Annotated in this window: 23 protein-coding genes; 13 read left to right on the forward strand and 10 right to left on the reverse strand. The window is 73.6% G+C overall.

All coding sequences use genetic code 11. The features are described 5' to 3' along the window. The first annotated feature begins 98 nt into the window (after nucleotides 1–98). From GA0070623_RS23400 to GA0070623_RS23410, 3 genes are read left to right on the forward strand one after another with little or no spacing between them, the layout of a single operon-like run. A complete protein-coding gene (locus tag GA0070623_RS23400; protein ID WP_084261467.1) occupies nucleotides 99–1,751 on the forward strand; it encodes a glycosyltransferase family 2 protein in 1,653 nt (550 codons plus the stop codon). Next, nucleotides 1,748–2,743 carry a glycoside hydrolase family 26 protein gene (locus GA0070623_RS23405; RefSeq protein ID WP_157517589.1) on the forward strand — a complete coding sequence of 332 codons (996 nt, stop codon included), beginning with the start codon at nucleotides 1,748–1,750 and terminating at the stop codon, nucleotides 2,741–2,743. Before GA0070623_RS23400 ends, GA0070623_RS23405 begins: the two co-directional genes overlap by 4 nt. Beyond that, nucleotides 2,740–4,275, forward strand: coding sequence for a glycosyltransferase family 39 protein (locus GA0070623_RS23410; RefSeq protein ID WP_067312106.1), 1,536 nt, complete (start codon nucleotides 2,740–2,742; stop codon nucleotides 4,273–4,275). The genes GA0070623_RS23405 and GA0070623_RS23410 overlap by 4 nt, the downstream gene beginning before the upstream one ends. A gap of 16 nt (nucleotides 4,276–4,291) precedes the next feature. On the opposite strand, the gene GA0070623_RS23415 is transcribed toward GA0070623_RS23410, so the two are convergent. Further along, nucleotides 4,292–5,953 (reverse strand): glycosyltransferase family 39 protein, encoded by a 1,662-nt coding sequence (locus tag GA0070623_RS23415; protein WP_407937948.1) that lies wholly within the window; start codon nucleotides 5,951–5,953, stop codon nucleotides 4,292–4,294. 335 nt (nucleotides 5,954–6,288) lie between these two features. Here GA0070623_RS23415 and GA0070623_RS23420 point away from each other — a divergent pair, with 335 nt between their 5' ends. The 4 genes from GA0070623_RS23420 (at nucleotide 6,289) to GA0070623_RS23430 (ending at nucleotide 9,810) form a co-directional block, all read left to right on the forward strand. Continuing rightward, nucleotides 6,289–8,010, forward strand: coding sequence for a nitrite/sulfite reductase (locus tag GA0070623_RS23420; RefSeq protein ID WP_067311938.1), 1,722 nt, complete (start codon nucleotides 6,289–6,291; stop codon nucleotides 8,008–8,010). After that, a complete protein-coding gene (locus GA0070623_RS30450; protein ID WP_172898451.1) occupies nucleotides 8,007–8,165 on the forward strand; it encodes an IS1 family transposase in 159 nt (52 codons plus the stop codon). The genes GA0070623_RS23420 and GA0070623_RS30450 overlap by 4 nt, the downstream gene beginning before the upstream one ends. After that, nucleotides 8,162–8,926, forward strand: coding sequence for a phosphoadenylyl-sulfate reductase (locus GA0070623_RS23425; RefSeq protein ID WP_067311941.1), 765 nt, complete (start codon nucleotides 8,162–8,164; stop codon nucleotides 8,924–8,926). The genes GA0070623_RS30450 and GA0070623_RS23425 overlap by 4 nt, the downstream gene beginning before the upstream one ends. A gap of 125 nt (nucleotides 8,927–9,051) precedes the next feature. After that, nucleotides 9,052–9,810, forward strand: coding sequence for a sirohydrochlorin chelatase (locus GA0070623_RS23430; RefSeq protein ID WP_231932861.1), 759 nt, complete (start codon nucleotides 9,052–9,054; stop codon nucleotides 9,808–9,810). Between the two features lie 132 nt (nucleotides 9,811–9,942). Here GA0070623_RS23430 and GA0070623_RS23435 read toward each other — a convergent pair whose 3' ends face one another. Together GA0070623_RS23435 and GA0070623_RS23440 are read right to left on the reverse strand one after the other, a co-directional pair. Further along, nucleotides 9,943–10,200 (reverse strand): WhiB family transcriptional regulator, encoded by a 258-nt coding sequence (locus GA0070623_RS23435; protein ID WP_067311984.1) that lies wholly within the window; start codon nucleotides 10,198–10,200, stop codon nucleotides 9,943–9,945. 443 nt (nucleotides 10,201–10,643) lie between these two features. Continuing rightward, the gene (locus GA0070623_RS23440) at nucleotides 10,644–11,594 is read right to left on the reverse strand and encodes a diacylglycerol/lipid kinase family protein (RefSeq protein ID WP_067311944.1); all 951 of its coding nucleotides are present in this window, start codon (nucleotides 11,592–11,594) and stop codon (nucleotides 10,644–10,646) included. A 42-nt stretch (nucleotides 11,595–11,636) separates the two neighbouring features. Between GA0070623_RS23440 and GA0070623_RS23445 the strand changes: the two genes are divergently transcribed. Then, entirely contained in the window at nucleotides 11,637–12,026 is a 390-nt protein-coding gene (locus GA0070623_RS23445) for a hypothetical protein (RefSeq protein ID WP_067311987.1), read from the forward strand. A 39-nt stretch (nucleotides 12,027–12,065) separates the two neighbouring features. Here GA0070623_RS23445 and GA0070623_RS23450 read toward each other — a convergent pair whose 3' ends face one another. From GA0070623_RS23450 to sodN, 3 genes are read right to left on the reverse strand one after another with little or no spacing between them, the layout of a single operon-like run. Further along, on the reverse strand, nucleotides 12,066–12,473 hold the full coding sequence (locus GA0070623_RS23450) for an ATP-binding protein (RefSeq protein WP_067311948.1): 408 nt from the start codon (nucleotides 12,471–12,473) through the stop codon (nucleotides 12,066–12,068). Continuing rightward, on the reverse strand, nucleotides 12,470–13,030 hold the full coding sequence (locus GA0070623_RS23455) for a GNAT family N-acetyltransferase (protein ID WP_067311952.1): 561 nt from the start codon (nucleotides 13,028–13,030) through the stop codon (nucleotides 12,470–12,472). The genes GA0070623_RS23450 and GA0070623_RS23455 overlap by 4 nt, the downstream gene beginning before the upstream one ends. Beyond that, the gene (gene sodN, locus GA0070623_RS23460; RefSeq protein WP_067311955.1) at nucleotides 13,027–13,431 is read right to left on the reverse strand and encodes a superoxide dismutase, Ni; all 405 of its coding nucleotides are present in this window, start codon (nucleotides 13,429–13,431) and stop codon (nucleotides 13,027–13,029) included. The genes GA0070623_RS23455 and sodN overlap by 4 nt, the downstream gene beginning before the upstream one ends. Before the next feature lie 159 nt (nucleotides 13,432–13,590). Between sodN and GA0070623_RS23465 the strand changes: the two genes are divergently transcribed. The 3 genes from GA0070623_RS23465 to GA0070623_RS23475 all read left to right on the forward strand — a co-directional run bounded on the left by GA0070623_RS23465 (nucleotide 13,591) and on the right by GA0070623_RS23475 (nucleotide 16,275). After that, nucleotides 13,591–13,863, forward strand: coding sequence for a S24 family peptidase (locus GA0070623_RS23465; protein WP_084261459.1), 273 nt, complete (start codon nucleotides 13,591–13,593; stop codon nucleotides 13,861–13,863). 148 nt (nucleotides 13,864–14,011) lie between these two features. Next, nucleotides 14,012–15,190, forward strand: a complete 1,179-nt coding sequence (locus GA0070623_RS23470; RefSeq protein ID WP_067311961.1) for an NAD(P)-dependent malic enzyme — start codon at nucleotides 14,012–14,014, stop codon at nucleotides 15,188–15,190. Between the two features lie 122 nt (nucleotides 15,191–15,312). Continuing rightward, entirely contained in the window at nucleotides 15,313–16,275 is a 963-nt protein-coding gene (locus GA0070623_RS23475; protein ID WP_172898452.1) for a zinc-binding dehydrogenase, read from the forward strand. Nucleotides 16,276–16,282: 7 nt separating this feature from the next. Here GA0070623_RS23475 and GA0070623_RS23480 read toward each other — a convergent pair whose 3' ends face one another. From GA0070623_RS23480 to pta, 4 genes are all read right to left on the reverse strand, one after another. After that, nucleotides 16,283–17,245: an alpha/beta hydrolase family protein gene (locus GA0070623_RS23480; RefSeq protein WP_067311994.1), complete on the reverse strand. Its 963-nt coding sequence runs from the start codon at nucleotides 17,243–17,245 to the stop codon at nucleotides 16,283–16,285. Nucleotides 17,246–17,274: 29 nt separating this feature from the next. After that, nucleotides 17,275–18,168: an alpha/beta hydrolase family protein gene (locus GA0070623_RS23485; protein WP_067311964.1), complete on the reverse strand. Its 894-nt coding sequence runs from the start codon at nucleotides 18,166–18,168 to the stop codon at nucleotides 17,275–17,277. Nucleotides 18,169–18,256: 88 nt separating this feature from the next. After that, the gene (locus GA0070623_RS23490) at nucleotides 18,257–19,378 is read right to left on the reverse strand and encodes an acetate/propionate family kinase (protein ID WP_067311967.1); all 1,122 of its coding nucleotides are present in this window, start codon (nucleotides 19,376–19,378) and stop codon (nucleotides 18,257–18,259) included. Next, nucleotides 19,375–21,450: a phosphate acetyltransferase gene (gene pta, locus GA0070623_RS23495; protein ID WP_067311970.1), complete on the reverse strand. Its 2,076-nt coding sequence runs from the start codon at nucleotides 21,448–21,450 to the stop codon at nucleotides 19,375–19,377. Before pta ends, GA0070623_RS23490 begins: the two co-directional genes overlap by 4 nt. A gap of 334 nt (nucleotides 21,451–21,784) precedes the next feature. Here pta and GA0070623_RS23500 point away from each other — a divergent pair, with 334 nt between their 5' ends. Beyond that, a complete protein-coding gene (locus GA0070623_RS23500; RefSeq protein WP_067311973.1) occupies nucleotides 21,785–22,381 on the forward strand; it encodes a hypothetical protein in 597 nt (198 codons plus the stop codon). Beyond that, on the forward strand, nucleotides 22,374–24,560 hold the full coding sequence (locus tag GA0070623_RS23505; protein ID WP_067311976.1) for a bifunctional polysaccharide deacetylase/glycosyltransferase family 2 protein: 2,187 nt from the start codon (nucleotides 22,374–22,376) through the stop codon (nucleotides 24,558–24,560). Before GA0070623_RS23500 ends, GA0070623_RS23505 begins: the two co-directional genes overlap by 8 nt. Nucleotide 24,561 lies beyond the last annotated feature (1 nt).

Raw genomic sequence — 24,561 nt, forward strand, 5'->3', positions numbered from 1 at the left:
CCAGTTCACCGTGCCCGGCTTCCCTGGACGCGTCCGGCGACATCCCGCTCGCCCTGTCGGGGGAGTGCGTGCGGCCGGCGGACGGGGGAGACGAAGCGATGACCTCACCACCTGCGGTCGATCCGGCTGCGGTGCTGTCGCCGACCGCGGAGTTCCGGGTTCCGCGCCAGGTCTCGAAGTGGACCCCCCGCAAACCCTCCGACGCGACGCACCGGCCCGCGTACGCCCCGGTGCCGCTGCCGCCGACCGACGCCGAGCTGGTCTCGTACCGCAAGCGGCGGCTGGCCGCCCTGATGGTGCCGTCGCTGGTCAGCTTCGGCTGCCTGATCACCAGCCAACTGCTCTTCGTCCGGCTCACCCCGTGGCTCTGGCTGCTCGCCCCGCTCCTGTTCTTCACCATCGCCTACTACCTCGTCTCGCTGGCGGTCAACCTCTTCACCCCGGGCTTCGACCTGGCCCGCCACCAGGAGCTGGTCCGCACCTGGCGACCGGCCCGCTACCCGAGCGTCGACGTCTTCCTGCCGGTCTGCGGCGAGCCCGCGCACGTGCTGCGCAACACCTGGGAGCACGTCCGGGCGATGGGCCGCCACTACCGGGGCGAGGTGACCGTCTACGTGCTCGACGACTCGCCCAACGAGGCGATGGAACGGATGGCGCTCGCCTTCGGCTTCGTCTACCAGCGGCGACCCAACCGGGGCTGGTTCAAGAAGGCCGGCAACATGCGGTACGCCTTCGAACGCACCATGAGCGACTTCATCCTGGTGCTGGACGCCGACTTCGTCCCCCGTGCGGACATGCTCGACCAGATGCTGCCCTGGTTCGACGCCGAGCCGCGGGCGGGCATCGTGCAGTCGCCGCAGTACTTCCGGGTGCACCTGGGGCAGACCTGGGTGGAGCGCGGGGCCGGCGCGGTGCAGGAGCTGTTCTACCGGTCGGTGCAGGTGTCCCGGCAGGCCCACGACTCGGCGATCTGCGTGGGTAGCTGCGCCGTCTACCGCCGCGACGCGCTGTTCTCCATCGGCGGGTCCACCCTCATCGAGCACTCCGAGGACGTGCACACCGGCTTCGACCTGCGGATGAAGGGGTGGAACCTGCGTTACATCCCGGTGGTGCTGGCTGCCGGGTTGTGCCCGTCGGACGTGGACTCGTTCTTCACCCAGCAGTACCGCTGGTGCGCCGGTTCGATGAGCCTGCTCGGGTCGCGGAAGTTCTGGTCGACGAAGCTGCGGCTGCGGGCCCGGCTCAGCTACGTCTCCGGGTTCTGCTACTACCTGCACACCGGGCTGTTCACCTTCGTCGCGCCGGTCATCCCGGTGCTGATGCTGACCGCGTTCGCGCACCGGATCGCGCTCGCCAACTACCTGCTGATCCTGCCCAGCGTGGTCTACAACATGGTCATCTTCCCGCTCTGGCACCGCAGCCGCTACGGCCTGGAGAGCTGGACGGTCAAGATGATCTACGGCTGGGCGCACGCCTTCGCCATCATCGACATCGTCCGGGGCCGGCGGATGGGCTGGCAGCCCACCGGCGGCACCGCCAAGAAGAGCAAGACCCGGCGGCTGTGGACCGGCATGACGGTCTGGACCGCCGGCACCGGGCTGGTCTGGGCCGGCGTCGCCGGCTGGCGGATGCTCGTCGAACCGGAACCGTGGATCTTCGTACCGGCCCTGCTCAGCGCCGTGTTCTACCTGGCCGTCGTCGGGCAGGCGCTGCTGGTCGACCCGGCACGCGACGTCGAGGTCGTGCGGTGAGGACGAAATACTTGGTCACCTTCCTGCTGGTGCTCGCGCTGGCCTTCACCGAGTTCGCTGTGCTGCGCCGGGTCGACATCACGGTCGCCGGGGCGGTCGGCGGACCGGGCGGGGCCGCCGCCGAGGAGCCGGTCCCGGCGTACGACGTCACCGCGCTGAAGGCACCGAAGGGCAGGTACCTCGGCGTCACCGTGGCCGGCGGCGCGGAGATGGAGCTGGTGCGCAAGTTCGCCGCGGAGACCGGCAAGCCCCCGAACCTGGTGGCGATCTTCGAGAGCTTCGACGACAGGTTCGCCGCCAGCGAGGTCCGTGAGCTGCACAACTACGGCGCGCTGGCGGTGATCCGCTGGGAGCCGTACGACGTGCCGCTGCGGGACATCGCCGCCGGTAAGCACGACGCGTACGTCAAGGAGTTCGCCGCCGCCGTCCGCACCCTCAACCTGCCGATCGCCCTCACCTTCGCCCACGAGATGAACGGGCACTGGTACTCCTGGGGGACGAAGCAGACCAGGGCCGCCGAGTACGTCGCCGCCTGGCGGCACCTGCACGACATCTTCACCCAGCAGGGCGCCACCAACGTGATCTGGACCTGGACCCCGAACGTCGTCAACTACCTGCGCAAGGTCAGCATCAGGGCGCTCTACCCCGGGGACGAATACGTCGACTGGGTCGGCATGGACGGCTACTACACCAACCGGGGGCCCAAGACGTTCCAGGACCTCTTCGTCCCGACGATCACCCAGATCCGCACCTTCACCCGGCGTCCGCTGCTGATCGTGGAGACCGGGGCCGAACCGAGCAGCCGGCGGCCCGCCCAGATCACCGACCTGCTCACCAACGTGGCCCGGCGCAAGGACCTGCTGGGGGTGGCGTACTTCAACATCAACGGCTCCGGGAAGTGGAACATCGACCGGGACGACGCGGCGCTGCGCGCGTTCCGCCGCTCCGCCGCGAAGGACACCTTCGGCTTCGACATCCGGACCGCGAAGTGACCGCGCCGACGATCCAGTGGACCGGGCGGGCCGACCCGGCGGAGGTCACCGGCCGGGCCGTGCCGGTGCGGGCCGGGGGCCGGGGCGGCTGGTGGGCGCTGCTGCCGACCGTCGTCGCGCTCGGCCTCGGCTGGTGGCGGCTGGACGCCCGGGACCTGTGGAACGACGAACTGGTCACCTGGCACGTCACGTCGCTGTCGGTCGAGCAGTTCCGGATGCTGGTCGGCAACATCGACCTGGTGCACGCCGGCTACTACCTGGTCATGTCGGCGCTGACCACGGTGACCGGGGACTCGACGACCGCCCTGCGGCTGCCCTCGGTACTCGCGGTCGGGCTCACCGCCGGGCTGGTCACCCTGATCGGGCGGCGACTCTTCGACACCCCGGTCGGGGTGCTGGCCGGGCTGGTCCTCGCCCTGCTGCCCACCGTCTCCCGGTACGCCCAGGAGGCCCGGTCGTACGCGCTGGTCACCCTGGCGGCGGTGGCGGCCACCTGGCTCTTCCTGCGCGCGGTGGACCGGCCGACCCGGGGCCGCTGGTGGGCGTACGGCGTGCTGCTGGTGCTGGTCGGCTGGCTGCACTTCGTCGCGCTGCTGGTGCTGCCCGCGCACCTGTTCCACCTGTGGCGGTCGGTGCGCGGCGAGGAACCGCGCTGGCGGTGGGCGGCGTCCACCGCGATCGCCGGGCTGTTCGTCCTGCCGGTGCTGATCCTCGGCAGCCGGCAGTCCGGGCAGATCTCCTGGGTGGAGAACGACGCCGACGCCGTGCTCCGCTTCCTGGCCAACCTCACCGGCACCACGGCCGTGCTGGCGCTGGTCGCGGCGCTCGCCGTCCTCGCGGTGGCGGTGGCCGGGGCCGACCGGCGGGCCACGGTGCTGATGCTGCTGGTCTGGGCGGTGCTGCCCCCGGTCGCCGGCTACCTCACCGCCGGCACGCTGCACCTCTTCCTGGCCCGGTACTTCCTGTTCACCGTCCCGGCGTGGGCGCTGCTCGCCGCGTTCGCGGTCTGCCGCACCGCGCGGCTGGCCACCCGGGAACGGTTGCCGGCGGCCTGGCTGGCCGGGGCGCTGGTGCTGCTGCCGGTGCTGGCCTGGCAGACCCTGCCGGCCCAGGAGCGGGTGCGGTCCAACGAGGCCGACGGGCAGCCCCGCTACCTCGACGCGGTGCGCTACCTGGGGACTCAGGTCGAGCCGGGCGACGGGGTGGCGTACAACGACGGGTTCGGCGGCTCCAGTGACGTGGCCCGCAAGGCCACCGACTACGGCCTGCGCGACCAGGCGCGTCCCCGGGACGTCTTCGTGGCCGTGCCGGCCCGGCAGACCGGTTGGCTGACCGCCCGCGAGTGCCGGGAACCGCTGCCCTGCCTCGGCGACACCCGGCGGATCTGGCTGGTGGAGACCGGGCACCTCGACGACCCGCTGGCCGGTCTGCCGCCGGCCCGGGAGGCGCTGCTGCGGCAGCGTTTCCTGATCCGGCACGTCGAGCGGTTCGACCGGGTCCGGGTGGTCCTGCTGGAGCGCAAGCCGGCCTGACCGGTGACCGTGCCGCTCAGCCCCGGCGGACGAGCAGCGCCACGGTCACCCCCGGCCGGGGCCGGACCTCGTCGACACTGAAGCCGGCCCGCAGCGCCTCGCCTCTCGCCCCGGGCACCGCGGCGAGCGGATCGTCACGTCGCCCGGCTACCACCAGCCAGACCCGGTCGACGCCGGCCAGGCACTCGGCGGGTCGGGCGCACTCGCCGACCCACAGGTCGGCCCGCTCCCGTCGTCCCTCGGTGACCAGGACGTCCCGGGGGTGGACCCCGCCGGCCGGGTCACCGGCCGTCCGGGCCAGGTGGTAGTCGACCCCCAGGTCGAGGAAGAGCCAGCCGTCGCGGGGGGCGTAGACCACCGCGTCACCGGGCCGCTGGCCGGCGGCGATCACCGCCGCCGCCCCCCGGTAGTCGACGGTGGCGCTGCGCGGCCAGCCGTGACCGTGCCGTACCGCGGCCTGGTCCGGCAGTCCGAGCAGCCCGGCCAGCGCCACCACCGCCAGCCCCGCACCGGCCGCCGGCCGCCACCCCGTCGGCGGCGGCCCGGTCGGCACCGGCCCCGGCGGCGGCCCAGGCGGTCCCGGCGTCGGCCGCAGCGGCCCCGGCGGGCCGGGCGAGGGTCGGGCCGCCGGGGTCGGCCCGGCCAGGGCGGCACCGGCGAGCAGGCAGCCGAAGGGCACCGTGAAGAACAGGTAGCGCGGCACCCACAGCGGGACGGCCAGCGCGGCGACGAAGAGCAGCAGTACCGGCAGCAGCGCACCGGCCCCGGGCAGCAGGCCGCGCCGTCCCGCCCGGGCCGCCCCGAGCGCGGCGAGCCCGACCAGCATCCCGCCCACTACACCGCTCTGCGCCAGTCCGCCGGGCAGGGCCGCCAGGTCCGCCGGTCGGGCCGGGGCGATCCAGTCGAGTTGGTGCGACCGCTGTCCCGCCGCGGTGACCAGCAGCGGTGTCAGCAGCAGGGCGGCGACCAGCACGGCCAGCGCCCAGCCGGCCGACCGGCGGTCCCGCCACCGCCCGCCCGGGGTGCCCCCGCCGGGCTGGCCCGGCTCGGCTGTCCCGCCCGGGCGGGCGGGGTCGGCGGCCGGTCGGCCGGTCAGCACCGCCACGGCGTGCGCGGCGACCAGGCCCAGGGCGAGCAGGTGCGCCAGGCCGAGACCGGCCACCGCCGCCGCGTAACCGGCCCAGCGCCACCGGCCCGGGCGGTCCAGCGCGCGGACCAGCAGCACGGTGGCCAGCACGGCGAGGAGGGTGACCAGCGCGTACGGCCGGGCCTCCTGCGCGTACCGGGAGGTGCCCGGGAGGACGGCGAAGAGCAGGCCGGCGAGCAGGCCGGCAGCCGACCCGAACAACCGTCGACCGAGTACGGCGGTGAGGCCGGCCGCCGCCGCCATGGCCAGCACCGAGGGCAGCCGCAGCGCCGCCTCGGAGTCGCCGGCCAGCCCCGTCCAGGCGTGCACCGACAGGTAGTACGGGCCGCTCGCCGCGTCGATGGTGCGGGTGAGCCGCAGCAGGTCCCCGATCGGTCGGGTGGCCGCGCTCCAGGTGGCCAGCTCGTCGCGCCAGAGCTGGGCCCGGCCGATCCCGTAGCCGCCGAGGAGCAGGGTGGCCAGCAGCGGAACCAGCCAGACCAGTACCCGCGACAATACCGACGAATAACTTTTTCCGGACATTGCGCCCACTGATCGAGGATTCCACACCGAGTGGCGACGGTCACGGCGGGGATGCGGCCCGTGATGTGGGATGCCGCACCTAGTCATTGGCCGGTCTCCGGTGGGTGTGGGAGCATAGGCCCATGACCGCCGCTGTCGTCCGCCGCTTCGTGGCCCGCCGCCACGTCGACTACGGCCGCGTACGCAGCGCGCTCTGTCCGGCCTACTGACGACGCCCGACCCATCCGTCTCGGGCGCGCACTCCGCGCCGGCCGTTCCGACACCGTTGTCCTCGGCCCTCCCCGGGCCCAGCCGCCGCGCCCGCGCTCCCACGAGGCACCGCAGAGACAACGGAGGACGCCGCGATGGCGGTCAGCAGCACCCCGGCCCGCCCCGGGAACCCGACGCCCACCGCCGGCCCCGTCACCCGTGCCCCCCGACGTCCCCGTGGCGAAGGACAGTGGGCACTCGGGCACCGTGAGCCGCTCAACCCCAACGAGCGGATCAAGAAGGACGACGACCCGCTGAACGTGCGGGCCCGGATCGAGAACATCTACGCCCACGGCGGGTTCGCCTCCATCGACCCGCAGGACCTGCGCGGCCGGTTCCGCTGGTGGGGCCTCTACACCCAGCGCAAGGCCGGCATCGACGGCGGGCGCACCGCCGTGCTGGAGCCGCACGAGCTGGAGGACGAGTTCTTCATGCTCCGGGTCCGGGTCGACGGCGGTCAGCTCTCGCTGGCCCAGCTCCGGGTGATCGCCGACATCTCCCGGGAGTTCGCCCGGGACACCGCCGACATCACCGACCGGCAGAACATCCAGTACCACTGGATCCGGGTCGAGGACATGCCGGAGATCTGGCGTCGGCTGGAGTCGGTCGGCCTGCAGACCACCGAGGCCTGCGGCGACTGCCCCCGGATCGTGCTCGGCAGCCCGGTCGCCGGGGTGTCCGAGGACGAGGTGCTCGACCCGACCCCGGCGCTCGACGAGATCGTCCGCCGGTACGTCGGCGACAAGGCGTACTCGAACCTGCCCCGCAAGTTCAAGACCACCATCTCCTGGCTGGTCGACACCCCGTACGAGGCGAACGACATCGCCTTCCTCGGGGTCGAGCACCCGGAGCACGGCCCCGGCTTCGACGTCTGGGTCGGCGGCGGCCTCTCCACCAACCCGATGCTGGCCAAGCGGCTCGGCGTCTGGGTGCCGCTGGCCGAGGTGCCGGACGTCTGGGCGGGCGTGGTCGGCATCTTCCGCGACTACGGCTACCGCCGGCTGCGCAACCGGGCCCGGTTGAAGTTCCTGGTCGCCGACTGGGGCGTGGCGAAGTTCCGCGAGGTGCTGGAGAAGGAGTACCTCGGGCGCACCCTGCTCGACGGCCCCGCCCCGCAACTGCCCGACAAGCCGGTCGACCACATCGGCGTGCACCGGCAGCGCGACGGGCGTCACTACGTCGGGGCCGCCCCGGTGGTCGGGCGGGTCTCCGGCGGGCAGCTCGCCAAGCTCGCCGACGTGGTCGAGGCGCACGGCAGCGACCGGGTGCGGCTCACCCCGTACCAGAAGCTGCTGGTGCTGGACGTGCCGTCGGAGCGGACCGAGTCCCTGGTCGACGAGCTGCGCGGGATCGGTCTGGAGGCCCGGCCGTCGGCGTGGCGGCGCGGCACCATGGCCTGCACCGGGATCGAGTTCTGCAAGCTGGCCATCGTCGAGACCAAGGCGCGCGGCGAGGAACTGGTCGCCCGGTTGGAGGAGCGGCTGCGCGACTTCGACGCGGACATCTCCATCCACCTCAACGGCTGCCCGAACGCCTGCGCCCGGACCCAGGTCGCCGACATCGGCCTCAAGGGTCAGCTGGTGGTCGGCCCGGACGGCCGGCAGGTGGAGGGCTTCCAGGTGCACCTGGGCGGCGGGCTGGGCATGGCCCAGGGACAGACCGCCGGGTTCGGCCGCAAGCTGCGCGGCCTGAAGACCACCGCCGACGAGCTTCCCGAGTACGTGGAACGACTGGCCCGCCGCTACCTGGCCGGCCGGACCGAGGGCGAGACGTTCGCCAACTGGGTGATCAGGGTCGACGAGGAGGAACTCCGATGAGCGAAACCCGATCCGCGCCGCTGCACTGCCCGTACTGCGGCGAAGAGGACCTGCGACCGAACGAGGCCGGACACGGCGCCTGGGAGTGCCACGCCTGCGCCCGGGTCTTCACCGTGAAGTTCAACGGCCTGCTCAGCCGGGCGGTGGCCCGATGACCGGCCTGCTCTCCGCCACCGATCTGGGTCTGGTCGGCCCCGGCGGGCCGGTGTCGGCCGATCCGGCCCGCCGGGACCGGGCCGAGCTGCGGGCGTTGGCCGAGCGGGCCGGCCGTGAGCTGGAGGGCGCTCCGGCGCTGGAGATCGCCCGCTGGGCGGCCGACACCTTCGGCGACCGGCTCTGCGTGACCAGCTCGATGGCCGACGCCGTGCTCGCCCACCTGGTGTCCCGGGTGGCTCCCGGCGTGGACGTGGTCTTCCTGGACACCGGGCTGCACTTCCCGGAGACGCTGCGGGTCCGCGACGAGGTGGCCCGCCGGCTGCCGGTGAACGTCCGGTCGATCCGACCCCGGCAGACCGTCGGCCAGCAGGACGGCGAGTACGGCCCCCGGCTGTTCAACCGCTCGCCGGACGACTGCTGCCAGCTCCGCAAGGTCGAGCCGCTGGAGCGCGCCCTGTCCGGGTACGACGCCTGGGCCGCCGGGCTGCGTCGGGACGAGTCGCCGACCCGGGCGAACACGCCGGTGGTCACCTTCGACCCCCGGCGCGGCAAGGTGAAGGTGAACCCGATCGCCGCCTGGTCCCAGGCCGACGTGGACTCCTACATCTCCCGCTACGACATCCCGGTCAACGAGCTGCTCAGCCGGGGCTACGGCTCGATCGGCTGCTGGCCCTGCACCCGTCGGACCAAGGCGGGGGAGGACCCGCGCGCCGGCCGGTGGGCCATGTTCGAGAAGACCGAGTGCGGTCTGCACGTCTGACCGGGCCGGAACACGTCCCGGCGACCGGCGCGGTGACTGCCGTACCGGCCGCCGGGCCGGCGCTACCCGGCTCCGGCGTGCCGGTGGTGCCCGACTGCGGCGGGTCGGTGGCACCCGACTCCGGCGTGCCGGCGCTGCCCCGTTCCGGCGTGCCGGTGGTGCTGGTGGCGCACGGCAGCCGGGATCCGCGCGCGGCGGCGGCGACCCGGGCGCTGGCCCGGGCCGTCGAGGCGGCCCGTCCCGGTACGCCGGTGCTGCCCAGTTGGCTGGACCACACCGATCCGGGGCCGACGGAGGTGCTGCGGGGGCTGGCCGCCACCGGTCACCGTACGGCGGTGGTGGTGCCGTTGCTGCTCACCGCCGCGTACCACCGGCGGGTGGACGTCCCGGCGGCGGTGGCAGCCGCCCGGGAGGCCGCGCCGGAGCTGACGGTACGGGTGACCGACGTGCTCGGACCGGCCGACGGCACGGTGGACGCCGGGCTGCTGGCCGGGCTGGGGCACCGGCTGGCCGAGGCGGGGCCGGGACACGTCGACGCGCTGGTGCTGGCGGCGGCGGGGACCAGGGACGCGCGGGCGCGTGGTTCGGTGGGGCGGGTCGCCGCCGCCCTCTCCGCCGGGTTCGGGGTGCCCTGCACGGTGGCGTACGCCTCGGCCGCCCCGCCGGTGGCCGGGGTGGCGGTGACCCGGTGGCGCGCGGCGGGCGCCCGGCGGGTGGCGGTGTGCGCCTACTTCCTCGCGCCGGGGCTCTTCCACGACGCGGTGGTGACGGCGGCCCGGCGGGCGGGTGCGGTGGCCGTCAGTGCTCCGCTGAACGACTCGCCGGACCTCGTGGACCTGGTGCTGCGGCGGGTCGACGTGACGGTCGGCGACAACCGGGAGTAACCGGGCCAGTATTACTGTGCGTGAATGTTTCGCCACGCGTACCGGTCGGGTTGCGGTAACGGTGAGTAGGGAATGCGGAACGCCCCGGCAGGGTGGACCCGGCCGGGGCGAACAGCGTGTGGGATCGGTTTTTCAGGCGGAGTGAGCGCGCAGCACCCGGAGACCGCCACGGCGCTTGACCGCGCGGCGCTCCTCTTCGCTCATCCCGCCCCAGACGCCGGCGTCCTGACCGGACTCCAGTGCCCACTGGAGGCACTGGTCGGTCACGGAGCAGCGCCGGCAGACGGCCTTGGCCTGCTCGACCTGCAGGACAGCCGGACCGGACGTCCCGATCGGGAAGAACAGCTCCGGGTCCTCGTCGCGGCAGACGGCATTGTGACGCCAGTCCATGGCGGCAACACTCCTCATTCTGGATGGGCGGCAGATAACGCTGGTGCTTTTCTTATATCCGTCCGCAGTGCCAATCGTGACGGTTCGCGTACGACTATTCAGCATTGCGTGAGCAGACTCGTTCAGCGCCTGGGCCTGCTGGAACAGCTCGGCCCGCCGAGCGTATCCAGGCAATGTCCCGGTAACTCAAGTTCGCTTGTGAATACTTTCACGAACGAACGCGATGTCAAGGGGTGACGCGCGGAAAAACTCCGCTCGGTGAGCAAGCTCACGACCCTTTTGTCCGTTTTCCGGGCTTCCCCGTTACCCGGCGTACCACAGTCGAGGATCAATATAGTACAGTCCGCGTGACATTGCTGACATTTCCGGCACTACCTCCTCGGTGTGGCGGCCACCGCGCCGCGCGGTGTCCCGACCGCTCGACCTAGGGCGTTACCCGAGACCTAACAGATTACTCTCAGTGCGCCGGAAACGGAGGTGAATCTGACTTTGTGTCGCTCGCCGAGGTAGTCCCCGTCCAGCTGGAAGGCCTGCGGACGGGCCGAGACCAGCGTGAACTCCTCCAGATCGTGCAGTCGGAGCACCTGCTTGCCGTGCGGGTCGGGGTGTCGGGACAGGAGCTGGGTCACTGTGCGTGTGGTGCTGGCGACGCGTAGCTGACGAAGTGCCAGCACGTCCAGCCCGAGATCGAACGACGCCTCCGGGTTCGGGTTGACCTCCCGGTCGCCCAGGTACGTCCACGGCGCGGTGTTCTGGATGATCACCGTGCCCAGCTCACCCTCGGCCGGCTCGCCGGGCCGCTCCAGGCTGATCGCCGGATGACGGCGGTGCGCGCCGAGGAAGTAGTGGCTCAGGGTGGACCGGAAGTAGAGCGACGGTGACGACACCCGCCCCCGCCGCCGGGCCTGCTCCACCCGGTTGATCACCGCGGCATCCAGGCCGAAGCCGGCGCAGAAGGTGAAGTAGCGGTCGTCGGCCCGGCCCAGCCCGATCGTCCGGGACCGGCCCAGCCGCAACCCCTCCAGGATCATGCTGGTGCCGTCCGCCCACTCCCGGGGCAGGCCGAGGGCGCGGGCGAAGACGTTGGTCGAGCCGCCCGGCACGGTGGCCAGCGCCGGCAGCCGATCCGCCGGGGAACCACCGGTGCGGATCGTCGGTGGCTCGGCGGTCATCAAACCGTTGACCACCTCGTTGACCGTGCCGTCACCACCCAGGGTGACCACCAGGTCGACGCCCTCCTGGGCGGCCTCCCGGGCCAGGTCGGTGGCGTGACCCCGGCGACGGGTGTACCGCACCGACAGGTCTACTTGGCTGCGCAGTGCCCGGACCAGGACGTCCCGGCTGCGTTCGCTGGTGGTGGTGGCCTTCGGATTGACCACCAGGACGGCCCGCATGGCCGGCACTTTACGTGATGGGGCAGCGGTATCGTGGCCCGCGTGACGATCGACTCCGCGCCGGTTCCCGACACCCTGCGGTGGGCGGTACGCCTGCTGCGGGCCGAAGCGGTCGCCCTGGCGCTGCTCTCCGGATGGCTGGTCTGGGCCGACCTCACCGCCACCAAGACCGACCTCGTCTCGGCACTCTTCGTGACCGGCTTCGCCGTCGCCGGTGCCGTCGCCCTCTGGGCGCTGGGCGGGGCGCTGACCCGCCGTCGGGCCGGTGCCCGGGCCCCGGCGATGGTGCTGGAGCTGATGCTGCTGCCGGTCGGCTGGTTCATGGTCTCCGGCGGGCTGGGCTGGCTCGGCGTACCCCTGATGGCGCTCGGCCTCGGTGTCTGCGCGCTGCTGGTCAGCCCGCCCACCACCCGGGCGCTGGGCTTCGACTGACCCTCGGCCACCGGCCCGGGACGGCCGGGCGGCCGGGGGTCAGTAACCGGCGGAGCGGCGGGTCAGCAGCGAGATGGTGGCCCGCCCGTCGGCCGATTCGGCCGCCGCCGAGGTGGTCAGCGCGGTGAGCACCTTCCAGGCGAACGAGGACTCGCCCGGCAGGGCCGCGCCGCGCACGGTGGGCACCGTCACCTCGACGGTCAGCGCGTCCTCGGTGACCGAGAAACGGCACTCCAGCTCGGCGTCGCGGGTGGCGATGGCGAGCAGCATGGCGCACGCCTCGTCGACCGCGATCCGCAGATCCTCGATCTCGTCGAGAGCGAACTGGAGGCGGGCCGCGAGCCCCGCCGTGGCGGTGCGCAGCACGCCCAGGTAGCCGCCGTCGGCGGGCACGGTGAGGTGCACGACGTCGTCGTCGGTCGCTGGCTGGCCGGTCAGTTGAGTCACGCCTCATCCCCCCGGTCCGGGACTCTACCCGGCCGGGCCGACACGTGCGTGGCCGCCGTCACCCCGCGCCCGGCGAGGCCGCGCAGGGCCGCTCCACTGAGCCGGTACGGCACCCACTCGGTCATCGGATCGGCGTCGACCGAGGCGTAGAACCGGGCGGCCGGATTCCAGTGGATCATGGACCAGTCCAGCCGCTGGTAGCCGCGCTCCACACAGATCCCGGCGAGCGCGGCGAGCAGCGCCCGGCCCGCCCCGGTGCCCCGATGGGCCGGGCGGACGTACAGGTCCTCCAGGTAGATGCCGTGCACACCGGCCCAGGTGGAGAAGTTGAGGAACCACAGCGCGAAGCCGACCGGCCGGTCGTCGTCGTCCACCGCGACGTGACCGAACAGCGCCGGAGCCGGACCGAACAGTGCCCGGTCGAGCTGCGCCACGGTGAGCAGGCACTGGTCGGCGGCCCGCTCGTAGTCGGCCAGTTCGTGCACCATCGTGACGACGGCCGGCACGTCCCCGGGACGTGCCGGCCGGATCGCCGGTGCCGTGGCGGGCAGGGTCACGCCTGCTTGGTCTCCCAGAAGATCTTGGAGATCTCGTCGATCTTCTGAAGCAGCTCGTCGGCCTTGGCCGGGTCGGTCGCGCCCTTGGCGCCGGCCGCGCCGGCGGCCTTGGTGGCCTCGTTGAAGAGCTGGTGCAGGTGCGGGTACTTCTCGAAGTGCGCCGGCTTGAAGTAGTCGGTCCAGAGCACCCACAGGTGGTGCTTGACCAGGTCGGCGCGCTGCTCCTTGATCAGGATGGCCCGGGTGCGGAACTCCGGGTCGGTGTTCGCCTGGTACTTCTCGCAGATCATTTTGACCGACTCGGCCTCGATCCGGGCCTGGGCCGGGTCGTACACGCCGCACGGCAGGTCGCAGTGGGCGCTGGCGGTCACACGGGGCGAGAGGATGCGGGCAAGTCGCATCAGGGTCCTCCATGGGATGTTTGCGATGATCCGAGACGACACTACTCCTGAGGACGTCCCCGGCAGGGGCGGAGGGGAAACCTCGTGACGGTCGGCGGGCCCGGTTCCATCCCACGGCTGTGTGCCCCGGTCACCGCCGTCGGCGTCGTCGGCCCGTCCATGTCGCCGACGCTGCGCCACGGCGACGCCGTGCTGGTCCGCCGGGGTGGCCGACCGGTCCGCCCCGGCGACGTGGTGGTGGCCGTTTTCCGCAGCCGCCCGGAGCTGCTGGTGGTCAAGCGCGCGATCCGTCGGCAGGACGACGGGTGGTGGTTGCGCGGTGACAACGAGTTCGGCACCGACGACTCCCGGGCGTACGGGGTGGCCGACGTGCTGGGTCGGGTGGTGTTCCGCTACTGGCCCCGCCCCGGCCGGCTGCCGGTGTCGATATGACCCTCCTCACATGCGGCACCGGTGGGCTGACTATGCTCGGGAGGTGCCCGGGTGACCCCCGTACCGCGTACCCGCGTGTCGCCGCTCCGCCTCACCTCGCGCCATCGCGCCGGCCGCTCCGTCTGCTTCGACAGATCCTGGAGTCACCATGTCCGCATCCACAGTGGATTCCGCCGATCCCGTCTTCCGACTGCACCGCGGCGGCAAGCTGGCCGTCACCTCGACGGTGCCGCTGACCACCCGGGAGGACCTGTCCCTCGCGTACACCCCGGGGGTGGCCCGGGTGTGCGAGGCGATCGCCGCCGACCCGGTCCTGGTCGACGACTACACCTGGGTGTCGCACACCGTCGCGGTCGTCACCGACGGCTCCGCCGTGCTCGGCCTCGGCAACATCGGCCCGCGCGCGGCGCTGCCGGTGATGGAGGGCAAGGCGGTGCTGTTCAAACAGTTCGCCGACGTGGACGCGGTGCCGATCTGCCTGGACACCCAGGACGTCGACGAGATCGTGGCCACGGTGCGCGCCCTCGGCCCGTCGTTCGGCGGGATCAACCTGGAGGACATCAGCGCCCCCCGCTGCTTCGAGGTGGAACGGCAGCTCGACGAGGCGCTGCCCATCCCGGTCTTCCACGACGACCAGCACGGCACCGCGATCGTGGTGCTCGCCGCGCTCCGCAACGCGGCCACCCTGCTCCACCGCAAGCTCGGCGACCTGCGGGTGACGGTCAGCGGGGCCGGTGCCGCCGGGATCGCGGTCACCCGCATGCTGGTCGCCGGGGGAGTGGACCCGGAGCAGGTGGTGGTCTGCGACTCCCGGGGCATCATCGGCCGGCACCGGTCCGATCTGACCGAGACCAAGGCGCACCTGGCCGGGACCACCAACGCCCAGGGCCGCCGGGGCGACGTCACCGAGGCGCTGCGCGGCGCGGACGTGCTGATCGGCGTCTCCGGCGGGCGGATCGACGAGGCGGCGGTCGCCGGGATGGCCCCCGGGGGGATCGTCTTCGCCCTGGCCAACCCGACCCCGGAGGTGGACCCGGCGGTGGCCGCCCGGTACGCGGCGGTGGTCGCCACCGGGCGCAGCGACCATCCCAACCAGATCAACAATGTGCTCGCCTTCCCCGGGGTGTTCCGGGGCGCGCTGGACGCCCGGGCCACCCGGATCACCGACGGGATGAAGGTGGCCGCCGCCGACGCGATCGCCGGGGTGGTCGCCGGGTCGCTCAGCGCGGACGCCGTCGTGCCGTCCCCGCTCGACCCCCGGGTCGCCCCGGCGGTGGCGGCGGCGGTCGCCGGAGCCGCCCGCCACGACGGCGTGGCCCGCGCCTGAGCCGGCGGGTGGCGCGTCGCCGGCCGGCTGTGCGCCACCCGCTCCGGTCGGCGGCGGATCGGCGTCGCCAGCCGGGCAGTGGACGGCCGGAACCCTTCATGAACGATCGTTCCGCTGTTACGGTGCGGATCATGCGTGCCGCCTATGCCTCCCGGTTCGACGCCGACAACCCGCTCGCCGCGCTCACCGTCGGCGACCGTCCCGAGCCCGCCCACCCGGACGACGGCTGGGTGACGGTGCAGGTCCGGGCCAGCTCGCTCAACCACCACGACCTGTGGTCGCTGCGCGGGGTGGGGCTCGCCGACGGCCAGCTGCCGATGATCCTCGGCTGCGACGCGGTCGGCACCGACCCGGACGGCAACGAGGTGGTCGTCTACCCGGTGCTGCCCACCCCGGGCGACCCGCGCGGCGTCTCCATCCTCTCCGAGCACTACCAGGGCACCCTCGCCGAGCGGGTGGCCGTACCCCGGATGAACCTGCTGCCGCTGCCGACCGGCCTGTCGGCGACCGACGCGGCCTGCCTGCCGACCGCCTGGCTCACCGCCTGGCGGATGCTCACCACCCGCGGCCGGGTCGCCGACGGCGAGTCGGTGCTGGTGCAGGGGGCCGGCGGCGGCGTCGCCACCGCGGCGGTCGCGCTCGGCGTGGCCCTGGGCAAGCGGGTGTACGCCACCAGCCGCGACGCCGGCAAGCGGGAGCGCATCGCCGCGCTGGGGGCGACCGCGGTGGAGCCCGGCGCCCGGCTGCCGGAGCGGGTCGACGTGGTGATCGAGACGATCGGCGCGGCCACCTTCGACCACTCGTTGAAGTCGGCCGCTCCGCTGGCCCGGATCGTGGTCGCCGGGGCGACCTCCGGGCACCTGCCGGCGGTGAACCTGCGGCGGGTCTTCGCCATGCAGCTGGAGATCCTCGGCACCTCGATGGGCACCCCGGACGAGCTGACCGAGCTGCTCGCGTTCTGCGCCGAGCACGAGGTGCGCCCGGTGGTGGACAGCGTGGTCCCGTTCAGCCGGGTGGCCGACGCCTTCGCCCGGCTGCACTCCGGTGGGGTCTTCGGCAAGGTCGTCGTCGACCACACCGCCTGACCAGGGGTCAGAGCCGGTCGTCGAGGGTGGCGATGTCACCCCGGGCCGCCGAGGCGGGGAGCCGGCCCTTGGCGGCCTCGTCGCCGTAGAGGGACCAGCGGAGGAACTCGATCGTGGTGTCGGAGACCACCCGCAGGGCCGCCCCGTCGCCGAGCAGCGCGCGGCCGTGGTCGCCCCGGGGCAGGCTGAGCATCGCCTTCGGCCAGGGCACCGCGTCGTAGGCGGCCTTGCCGGCGGCGTAGTCGACCACCTCGTCGGCCCGGCCGTGCACGAAGAGCTGCGGTGCGGCGGTCCCGGCGAAGGCGGTGCCCACCCCCAGCCCCGTCCCGGCGAGCACCACCCCGGCGCGCAGCCGCTCGTCCCGCCCGGTGGTGAACAGGCCGATGGTGGTCACCCCGCCGGCCGAATGCCCCGCCGCCGCCACCCGGTCGGTGGCGAGCCGGCCACGCAGCGGGTCACCGGCCCGCGCGTCCAACGCCAGCACCTTGTCCAGCACGTACGACACGTCGGCGGGCTGGTTGAGCACGTCGAGGACGCTGCCGTCGGTGCCCTTGCCGGTGTGCGGGAAGGTCGGCGCGGCCACCACGAAACCGGCCGCCGCCCAGCGGGTCAGCAGCGCCTGGTAGTCGGCCGGCCGGCCGTCCAGGCCGTGGCTGAACGCCACCACCGGGAACCGTCCGGTGGCCACTGTCGCGTCGCGCTGCGCCGCCGCACCGGCGTCGCCCCGGGCCGGGTACCAGAGGGTCACCGGCAGCGGGCGGTCGCCGCCCCGGTTCAGCTTGAGCTGTCGTACGCCGACCGCGAACGCCTCGGCCGGCGCGGTGCCGGCGGGCACGCGCGGAGCCGGCGTGGTGGCCTTCGGTGGCGTCGGCGGTGCCGCGGTGGGGGCGGGAGCCGGCGTCGAGCAGCCGGCGAGGCCGCCGACGAGCAGCGCGGCGGTCAGCAGGACCGGGGTACGGCGACGGAACATGAATCCGATTGTGCCCGGCCGGGCGGCGGTCACGGACCCGGGCCGGCCAGCCGGTCGTCGAAGGTGGTGACGCCGGGTTGGGCGGCGTCGGCGCGCAGCCGGCGGCCGGCGTCCCGGTCGTCGTAGAGGGTCCAGCGGAGGAAGTCGGTGGTGGCGGCGAGGACCTGGTCGAAGCCGGGCCGGCCCGGGGTCAGGTAATCTCCGTGGCCCTGCCCGAGCAGGCCGAGGAACGCCTTCGGGCCGGTCGCCCGCCGGTAGCCGGCCTGCCCGACGGTCAACGGCACCACCGGGTCGGCGGTGCCGTGCACGAAGAGCAGCGGGGCGGCCGGGCCGGCGAAGGCCCCGGCCAGCCCGCCCCCGGCGATGATCACACCGGAGCGCAGCCGGGCCGGGTGGCCGGAGGTGAACATGCCGGCGGTCGTGAAGCCGCCCGCCGAGTGGCCGGTCGCGGCGAACCGGCCGACGTCCAGGTGCCCGGCCAGCGGGTCACCGGCGCGGGCGTCCAGCCGGACCAGGTGCCGGATCAGCCGCCAGGCGTCGGCGGGCTGGTTGCGGACGTCGGCGCGGCTGAACCGGGTCGCCCGCCGGCTGGTGTACGGGTAGGCCGGCGCGGCCACCACGAACCCGGCGGCGGCCCACCGGGTGGCCAGTGCGGCGTGCAACTCGGGCAGGCTGAGCAGGCCGTGGCTGTGCACCACCACCGGGAACCGGCCCGGGGCGACCCTGCCGCGTTCGGTCGGGTACCACAGCGTCACCGGCAGCGGGCGCGGCCCGGTCGGGTCGACGGTGAGGGTACGGACCGCGACCGGCCGGGCCTGGTCCGGGGCGTGCCGGGCCGGCGGCGGCTCGGTGGCGGCGGTGGCCGGGGCGCAGCCGGCGAGCGACGCGGCCAGCAGCACGACGCACAGCCGCCTCACCCCCATCCCCCGACGGTAGGTGGTCGGTGGCCCGTCCCGGCCCGGCCGTCCGGACCGGTGGTGGTCACCACCCCGGTCGGTCCGCCTCCACCGGTCAGTCCCCGCCGGACAGCACCGCACGGGCCTGCCGGGCGATCTCCCGTTCCTCGTCGGTGCCGACCACGCAGACGCTGACCGCCGCGCCGGCCGGGGAGATCACCCGGTCGCCGGTGCCGGCGTTGCGCTCCGGGTCGACGGCGATGCCGAGCCGGTCCAGCCCGGCCAGGGCGGCGGCCCGCACCTCGGGGGAGTGCTCACCCACCCCGGCGGTGAAGGTGATCGCGTCCGCCCCGCCCAGCAGCGCGTGGTACGCCCCGACGTAGCCGGTGATCCGCCGGCAGTAGACGTCGAAGGCGAGGACGGCGGCGGGATCCCCGGCGGCCCGGCGGGACTGCACCTCCCGCATGTCGTTGGCCCCGGTCAGCCCGAGCAGCCCGCTGCGGTGGTTGAGCAGGTCGTCGATCTCGTCGACGCCCAGCCCGCCCTCGCGGCGCAGGTGGAAGATCACCGTCGGGTCGAGGTCCCCGCTGCGGGTGCCCATCACCAGCCCCTCCAGCGGCGACATCCCCATCGAGGTGGCCACGCTGCGGCCACCGTCCACCGCGCAGGCGCTCGCCCCGTTGCCCAGGTGCAGGCTGATCGTGCGCAGCCGGTGGTACGGCCGGTCGAGCAGCTCGGCGGTGCGCCGCGACACGTACCCGTGGGAGGTGCCGTGGAAGCCGTACCGCCGGATGTCGTGGCGGCGGGCGGTCTCCAGGTCGATGGCGTAGGTGGCGGCGGCCTCGGGCAGGGTGTGGTGGAACGCGGTGTCGAAGACCGCCACCTGGGCGACGTCCGGCAGCAGTTCCCGGGTGACCTCGATGCCGGCCAGGTTGGCCGGGTTGTGCAGCGGGGCCAGCGGCACCAGCTCCCCGATGGCGGCGAAGACCGCGTCGTCGATCCGGACCGGCGCGCTGAACCGCCGGCCGCCGTGCACCACCCGGTGCCCCACGGCGGTCAGCCCGGTCAGGTCGAGCCGGCCGAGGACGTCCCGGACGGCGGTGGCGTGGTCGGCCGGTCCCCGGCCCGGCTCACCGACCCGCTCGACGGTGCCGGAGTCGACGGTCGACCCTCCGGCGTAGAGCCGGTACTTGACCGACGACGATCCGCAGTTGAGCACCAGCACCCGGTCGGTCACGACCCCTCCTCCGGCGATCCGGCCGCCTGGATGGCGGTGATCGCCACCGTGTTGACGATGTCGGCGACCTTCGCGCCCCGGGACAGGTCGTTGACCGGCCGGCGCAGGCCCTGCATCACCGGCCCGACGGCCACCGCCCCCGCCGACCGCTGCACCGCCTTGTAGGTGTTGTTGCCGGTGTTGAGGTCCGGGAAGACGAACACGGTGGCCCGGCCGGCGACCGTGCTCTGCGGTAGCTTCGTCGCCGCGACCTGCGGATCGATCGCCGCGTCGTACTGGATCGGCCCCTCGACCAGCAGGTCGGGCCGGCGCTCGCGGACCAGCCTGGTGGCGGCGGCGACCTTCTCCACGTCGGCTCCCGCGCCGGAGTCCCCGGTCGAGTACGACAGCATCGCCACCCGGGGTTCGATGCCGAACCGGGCCGCCGTGTCGGCCGAGGAGATGGCGATGTCGGCGAGCTGGGCAGCGTCCGGGTCGGGGTTGACCGCGCAGTCGCCGTAGACGAGCACCCGGTCGGCGAGCAGCATGAAGAAGACGCTCGACGCCACCGAGACGCCCGGCACGGTACGGATGATCTCGAAGGCGGGGCGGATGGTGGCGGCGGTGGTGTGGGTGGCCCCGGAGACCATCCCGTCGGCGTGCCCGGTGGCCACCATCATGGTGCCGAAGTAGTTGGGCTGGGCCACGATGTCGTGCGCGATCTCGGCGGTGACGCCCCGGTGGGCGCGCAGCGCCGCGTACCGGATGGCGAACTCGTCCCGCCAGGCGCTGCCGGCCGGGTCGACCACCTGCGCGCCGGTCAGGTCGATGCCCAGCTCACGGGTGCGGCGGGCCACGTCGTCCGGGCGGCCGAGCAGGATCAGGTCGGCCACCCCCCGGCGGAGCAGGATCTCGGTCGCCCGCAGGATGCGCTCGTCGGTGCCCTCCGGCAGCACAAGCCGGCGGCGGTCGGCGCGGGCCCGGTCGATCAGGTCGTACTCGAACATCAGCGGGGTGACCCGCTCGGAGCGGCTGACCCGCAGCCGGCGGGCCAGGTCGACGGTGTCCACGTGACCCTCGAACGCGCCGAGGGCGGCCTCCACCTTGCGCGGGTTGGCCGGGCCGGGCCGGCCCTCGATGTGGCTGGACGCCTCGACCGTGGCGTAGCTGTCGCTGGTCACCGAGAGCACGGCGAAGCCGGTGTTGAGCCGTTCGACCAGGCGCATGACCCGGGGGTCGGGCTGCTCGCCGAGGGTGAGCACCACCCCGGCCAGCGAGACCTGACCGGCGACGTGCGCGGTGCTCGCCGCGACCAGCAGGTCGGCCCGGTCGCCAGGGGTGATCACCAGCGCCCCCTCGGTCAGGTGGTCGAGCAGGATCGGCACGTGTGCCGCGCCGACCACGTAGTCGAGCACGTCCCGGCCGAGGGCGGCGTCGTCCCCGGCGAGCAGGGTGGCGTCGAGGGCCGCCGCCACCTCGGCCACCGTCGGCGCGGACACGCTCGGCACCTCCGGGATGGCGTACGCGGGGACCGGCAGCTCCGGCAGGGTCAGCGCCCCGGTCACCCGGTTGGCGATCACCGCCAGCACCGTCGCGCCCAGGTCGGCCAGATCGTGGTACGCCCCGCGTGCCGCCGCCGTGACGGCCTCCGGCTGTTGCCCGAAGCCGTCCACCACCGGCACCACCACGCTGCCGAACTCGGTGGCCAGCCGGGCGTTGAAGGCCAGCTCCCGGGGGCCGGCGGTGTCCCCGCCGTCGGTGAAGTCGCTGCCCACCACGATCACCGCCGGGCAGCGTCGTTCCACCGCCCGGTACCGCTCGACGATCCGGGAGATCAGCTCCTCCCGTCGTCCGTCGGCTACCAGGGCCGCCGCCTCGGCGTACGTCACGCCGGTCAGGTCGGCCTCGGGCAGCTCGATCCGGTAGCGGTCGTGCAGCAGGGCGAGGATCGGGTCGGGGCCGGTGTCGGAGACCAGCGGCCGGAACACGCCGATCCGTTCGACCTGCCGGGAGAGGAGTTCCGCGAGGCCGAGGGCGATGGTCGACTTACCCCCGCCGGACCCCACGCTGGTCAGGTAGACGCTGCGGGCCACGCCCCCACCCTAGAAGATCAGGTCGCGCCCCGCCCGGGACCTTCGCCCCGAACCGGCCCGGCCCGACGGTGCCGGCCCGGTGCGGGCCAGACGGTGCCGGTCCGGTGCGACCCGACGGTGCCGGTCCGGTGTGCGTCAGCGCGACGGCGAGCGTCCGCCAGTGCGACCCGAGTCTCATTAGTGGGACGGGCTAGGAGCTGAGTGATCCTCGTGCCTAGACTCGCATCCCATGGCTGCCGACCGTCTGAGCAGGAAAAATGCACACTCCGGGAAATCGAAGCCGGCAGGTGCAATCGGCGGTCAGTCTGCTGCTGATCCACATTGTATCGACGGCGTGACGGAATTCGATGGGCCGACCGTGGTGATCAGCCGCGCCGACGGCCCCACCGCGACGATCGCCGCCGTCACCCCACCGACCCCGGTCTTCGTCGACCCCAGCGGCCGACGCCACTCCCGGCTGCGCTGGTTCGCGTACGCCCTCGGGCTGGTGGGCCTGATCTACACCGGGCTGGTGGGCGTCAGCTTCGCGGGCGGCATCGCGCCGCACGCGGTGCTCCCCTTCGTCGACGAGGTGGCGCAGCCCGAACGGTCGCCGGCACCGTCGGCCGAGGCGACCACCCGCGCTCCCGCCACCACTCCCGCCGCCACCGCCGTCGCGCCGCCGACCGTCGCCTCCCGGACGCCGGGGGTGGGCACCCCGGCCGCCGTCCCGGTCACCCCGTCCACGGTCCGCTCCACCGGCACCCCGTCGCCGTCCCCGAGCGCCAGCCGGTCGCCGAGCCGCAGCCCGGCCACCGGATCGGCCTCGCCCCGGCCGACCCGGCCCGTCCCGACGACCACGACGCCGCCGGCACCGGAGCCGACGGACGAGCCGCCGACCCTGCCCGACCCGGTGCCCGGCGCGGGCGACGGCGGACGCGTCGATGGGTGAGGCGCCCGTCCGGGCGGCCCGCCGCCGCGTGGTCGGGTCGGCCCGCCGCCGCCGGGCGGTGCCACCACCGAGCTGGATCCTGCTCGGCACGGTGCTGTCGCTGCTGGCCGGCGTGCTGCTCGTCGGCGCGTACGCCAACGCGTCCTTCGCTCCGGACCGCCGGCAGAGCACCGGCGGGCAGCGGGAGGTGCCCACCTCGGTGGTGACCGGGGGGCCGATCATCAGCGCCAGCAGCGAGATGGTCCGCTCCTACCGGCTGCCGCCGCGCACCATCGCGTTGACCTTCGACGACGGCCCCGACCCGGTCTGGACCCGCGAGGTGCTGCGGGTCCTGGACACCCACCAGGTCAAGGGGACGTTCTTCGTGCTGGGGTCGCAGGTCGCCCGGCACCCCGGGGTGGCCCGGGAACTGGCCGACGGCGGGCACCAGCTCGGTGTGCACACCTTCACCCACCCCGACCTCGCCGAGCTGCCCGGATGGCGGCAGCGGCTGGAGTACGCCCAGACCCAGCTCGCCGTGGCCAGCGCCACCGGCCTGCGGACCTCGCTGGTGCGGTTCCCCTACTCCTCGCACCCGGGGGCGATCGACAACCGGGACTGGCCGGTGCTCACCGCCGCCGGTGACCTGGGCTACCTGACGTTCCTCAACGACACCGACAGCCAGGACTGGTCGCTGCCCGGGGTGGACCGGATCATCGAGAACGCCGCCCCGGAGGGCGACTCCGGCGCGGTCACCCTCTGGCACGACGCCGGTGGCGACCGCTCACAGACCGTCGCCGCCCTCGACCGGTTCATCCCGATGATGAAGCAGCGGGGATACCGGTTCGTCACCGCCACGGAGGGGCTGAACCTCGCCTTCGCCGCCGCCGGGGTGGACCACCGGGTGGACGCCGCCGTGCCCGCCTCCGCCGCCGACCGGTGGCGCGGCCGGATGCTGATCTGGGCGGTGCAGGGCGCCGACGACATGCTGACCGTGTTCGGCGGGCTCTTCGTCGTCGTCGGCCTGCTCACCGTCGGCCGTACGTTCGTGCTGTTCGTGCTGGCCGGGCGGCACGCCCGCCGTCGACGGCGCAGGGACTGGAGCTGGGGGCCACCGGTCACCGCCCCGGTCTCGGTGATCGTCCCGGCCTACAACGAGAAGGAGGGGATCGCCGCCGCGGTCCGCTCGCTGGCCGGTGGCGACCACCCGGGCGGGATCGAGGTGGTCGTCGTCGACGACGGCTCCACCGACGGCACCGCCGACATCGTGGACGCGCTCGGCCTGCCCAACGTCCGGGTCGTCCGCAAGCCCAACGGCGGCAAGCCCAGCGCCCTGAACACCGGTCTGGCGCTGGCCCGCCACGACCTGGTCGTGATGGTCGACGGGGACACCGTCTTCGAGCCCGACGCGGTCCGCCGGCTGGTGCAGCCCTTCGCCGACCCACAGGTGGGCGCGGTGGCCGGCAACGTCAAGGTCGGCAACCGGCGCAGCCTGATCGCCAAGTGGCAGCACATCGAGTACGTCATCGGGTTCAACCTGGACCGGCGGCTCTACGAGACGCTGCGCTGCATGTCGACGGTGCCGGGCGCGATCGGCGGGTTCCGGCGGGAGGCGCTGCGCTACGCCGGGGGGATGACCGACGACACCCTGGCCGAGGACACCGACATCACCATCGCCCTGGGCCGGGCCGGCTGGAAGGTGGTCTACGAGGAGACCGCCCGCGCCTGGACGGAGGCCCCGGCGACCATCGGTCAGCTCTGGAAGCAGCGCTACCGGTGGAGCTACGGCACCATGCAGGCGATGTGGAAGCACCGCCGCTCGGTGTTCGACCGGGGTGCGTCCGGCCGGTTCACCCGGCGGTGCATGTTCTTCCTCAGCCTCTTCGGGGTGCTGCTGCCCCTGCTCGCGCCGGTGATCGACCTGCTGGCCCTGTACGGCCTGTTCTTCCTCGACCGTAAGGCCACGGCGGTGGCCTGGCTGGCCATGCTCGGGGTGCAGACCGCCACCGCCGTGGTGGCGTTCCGGCTGGACCGGGAGAAGCTGGGGGTGCTCTGGGTGCTGCCCCTGCAACAGTTCGTCTACCGGCAGCTGATGTACCTGGTGCTGGTCCAGTCGGTGGTCACCGCGGTGACCGGGGGCCGGCTGGGCTGGCAGAAGCTCCGTCGCACCGGCCTGGAACCGGCCGTCCGCAGCGGCTGAC

Source organism: Micromonospora rifamycinica (assembly GCF_900090265.1).
Lineage (GTDB): Bacteria > Actinomycetota > Actinomycetes > Mycobacteriales > Micromonosporaceae > Micromonospora > Micromonospora rifamycinica.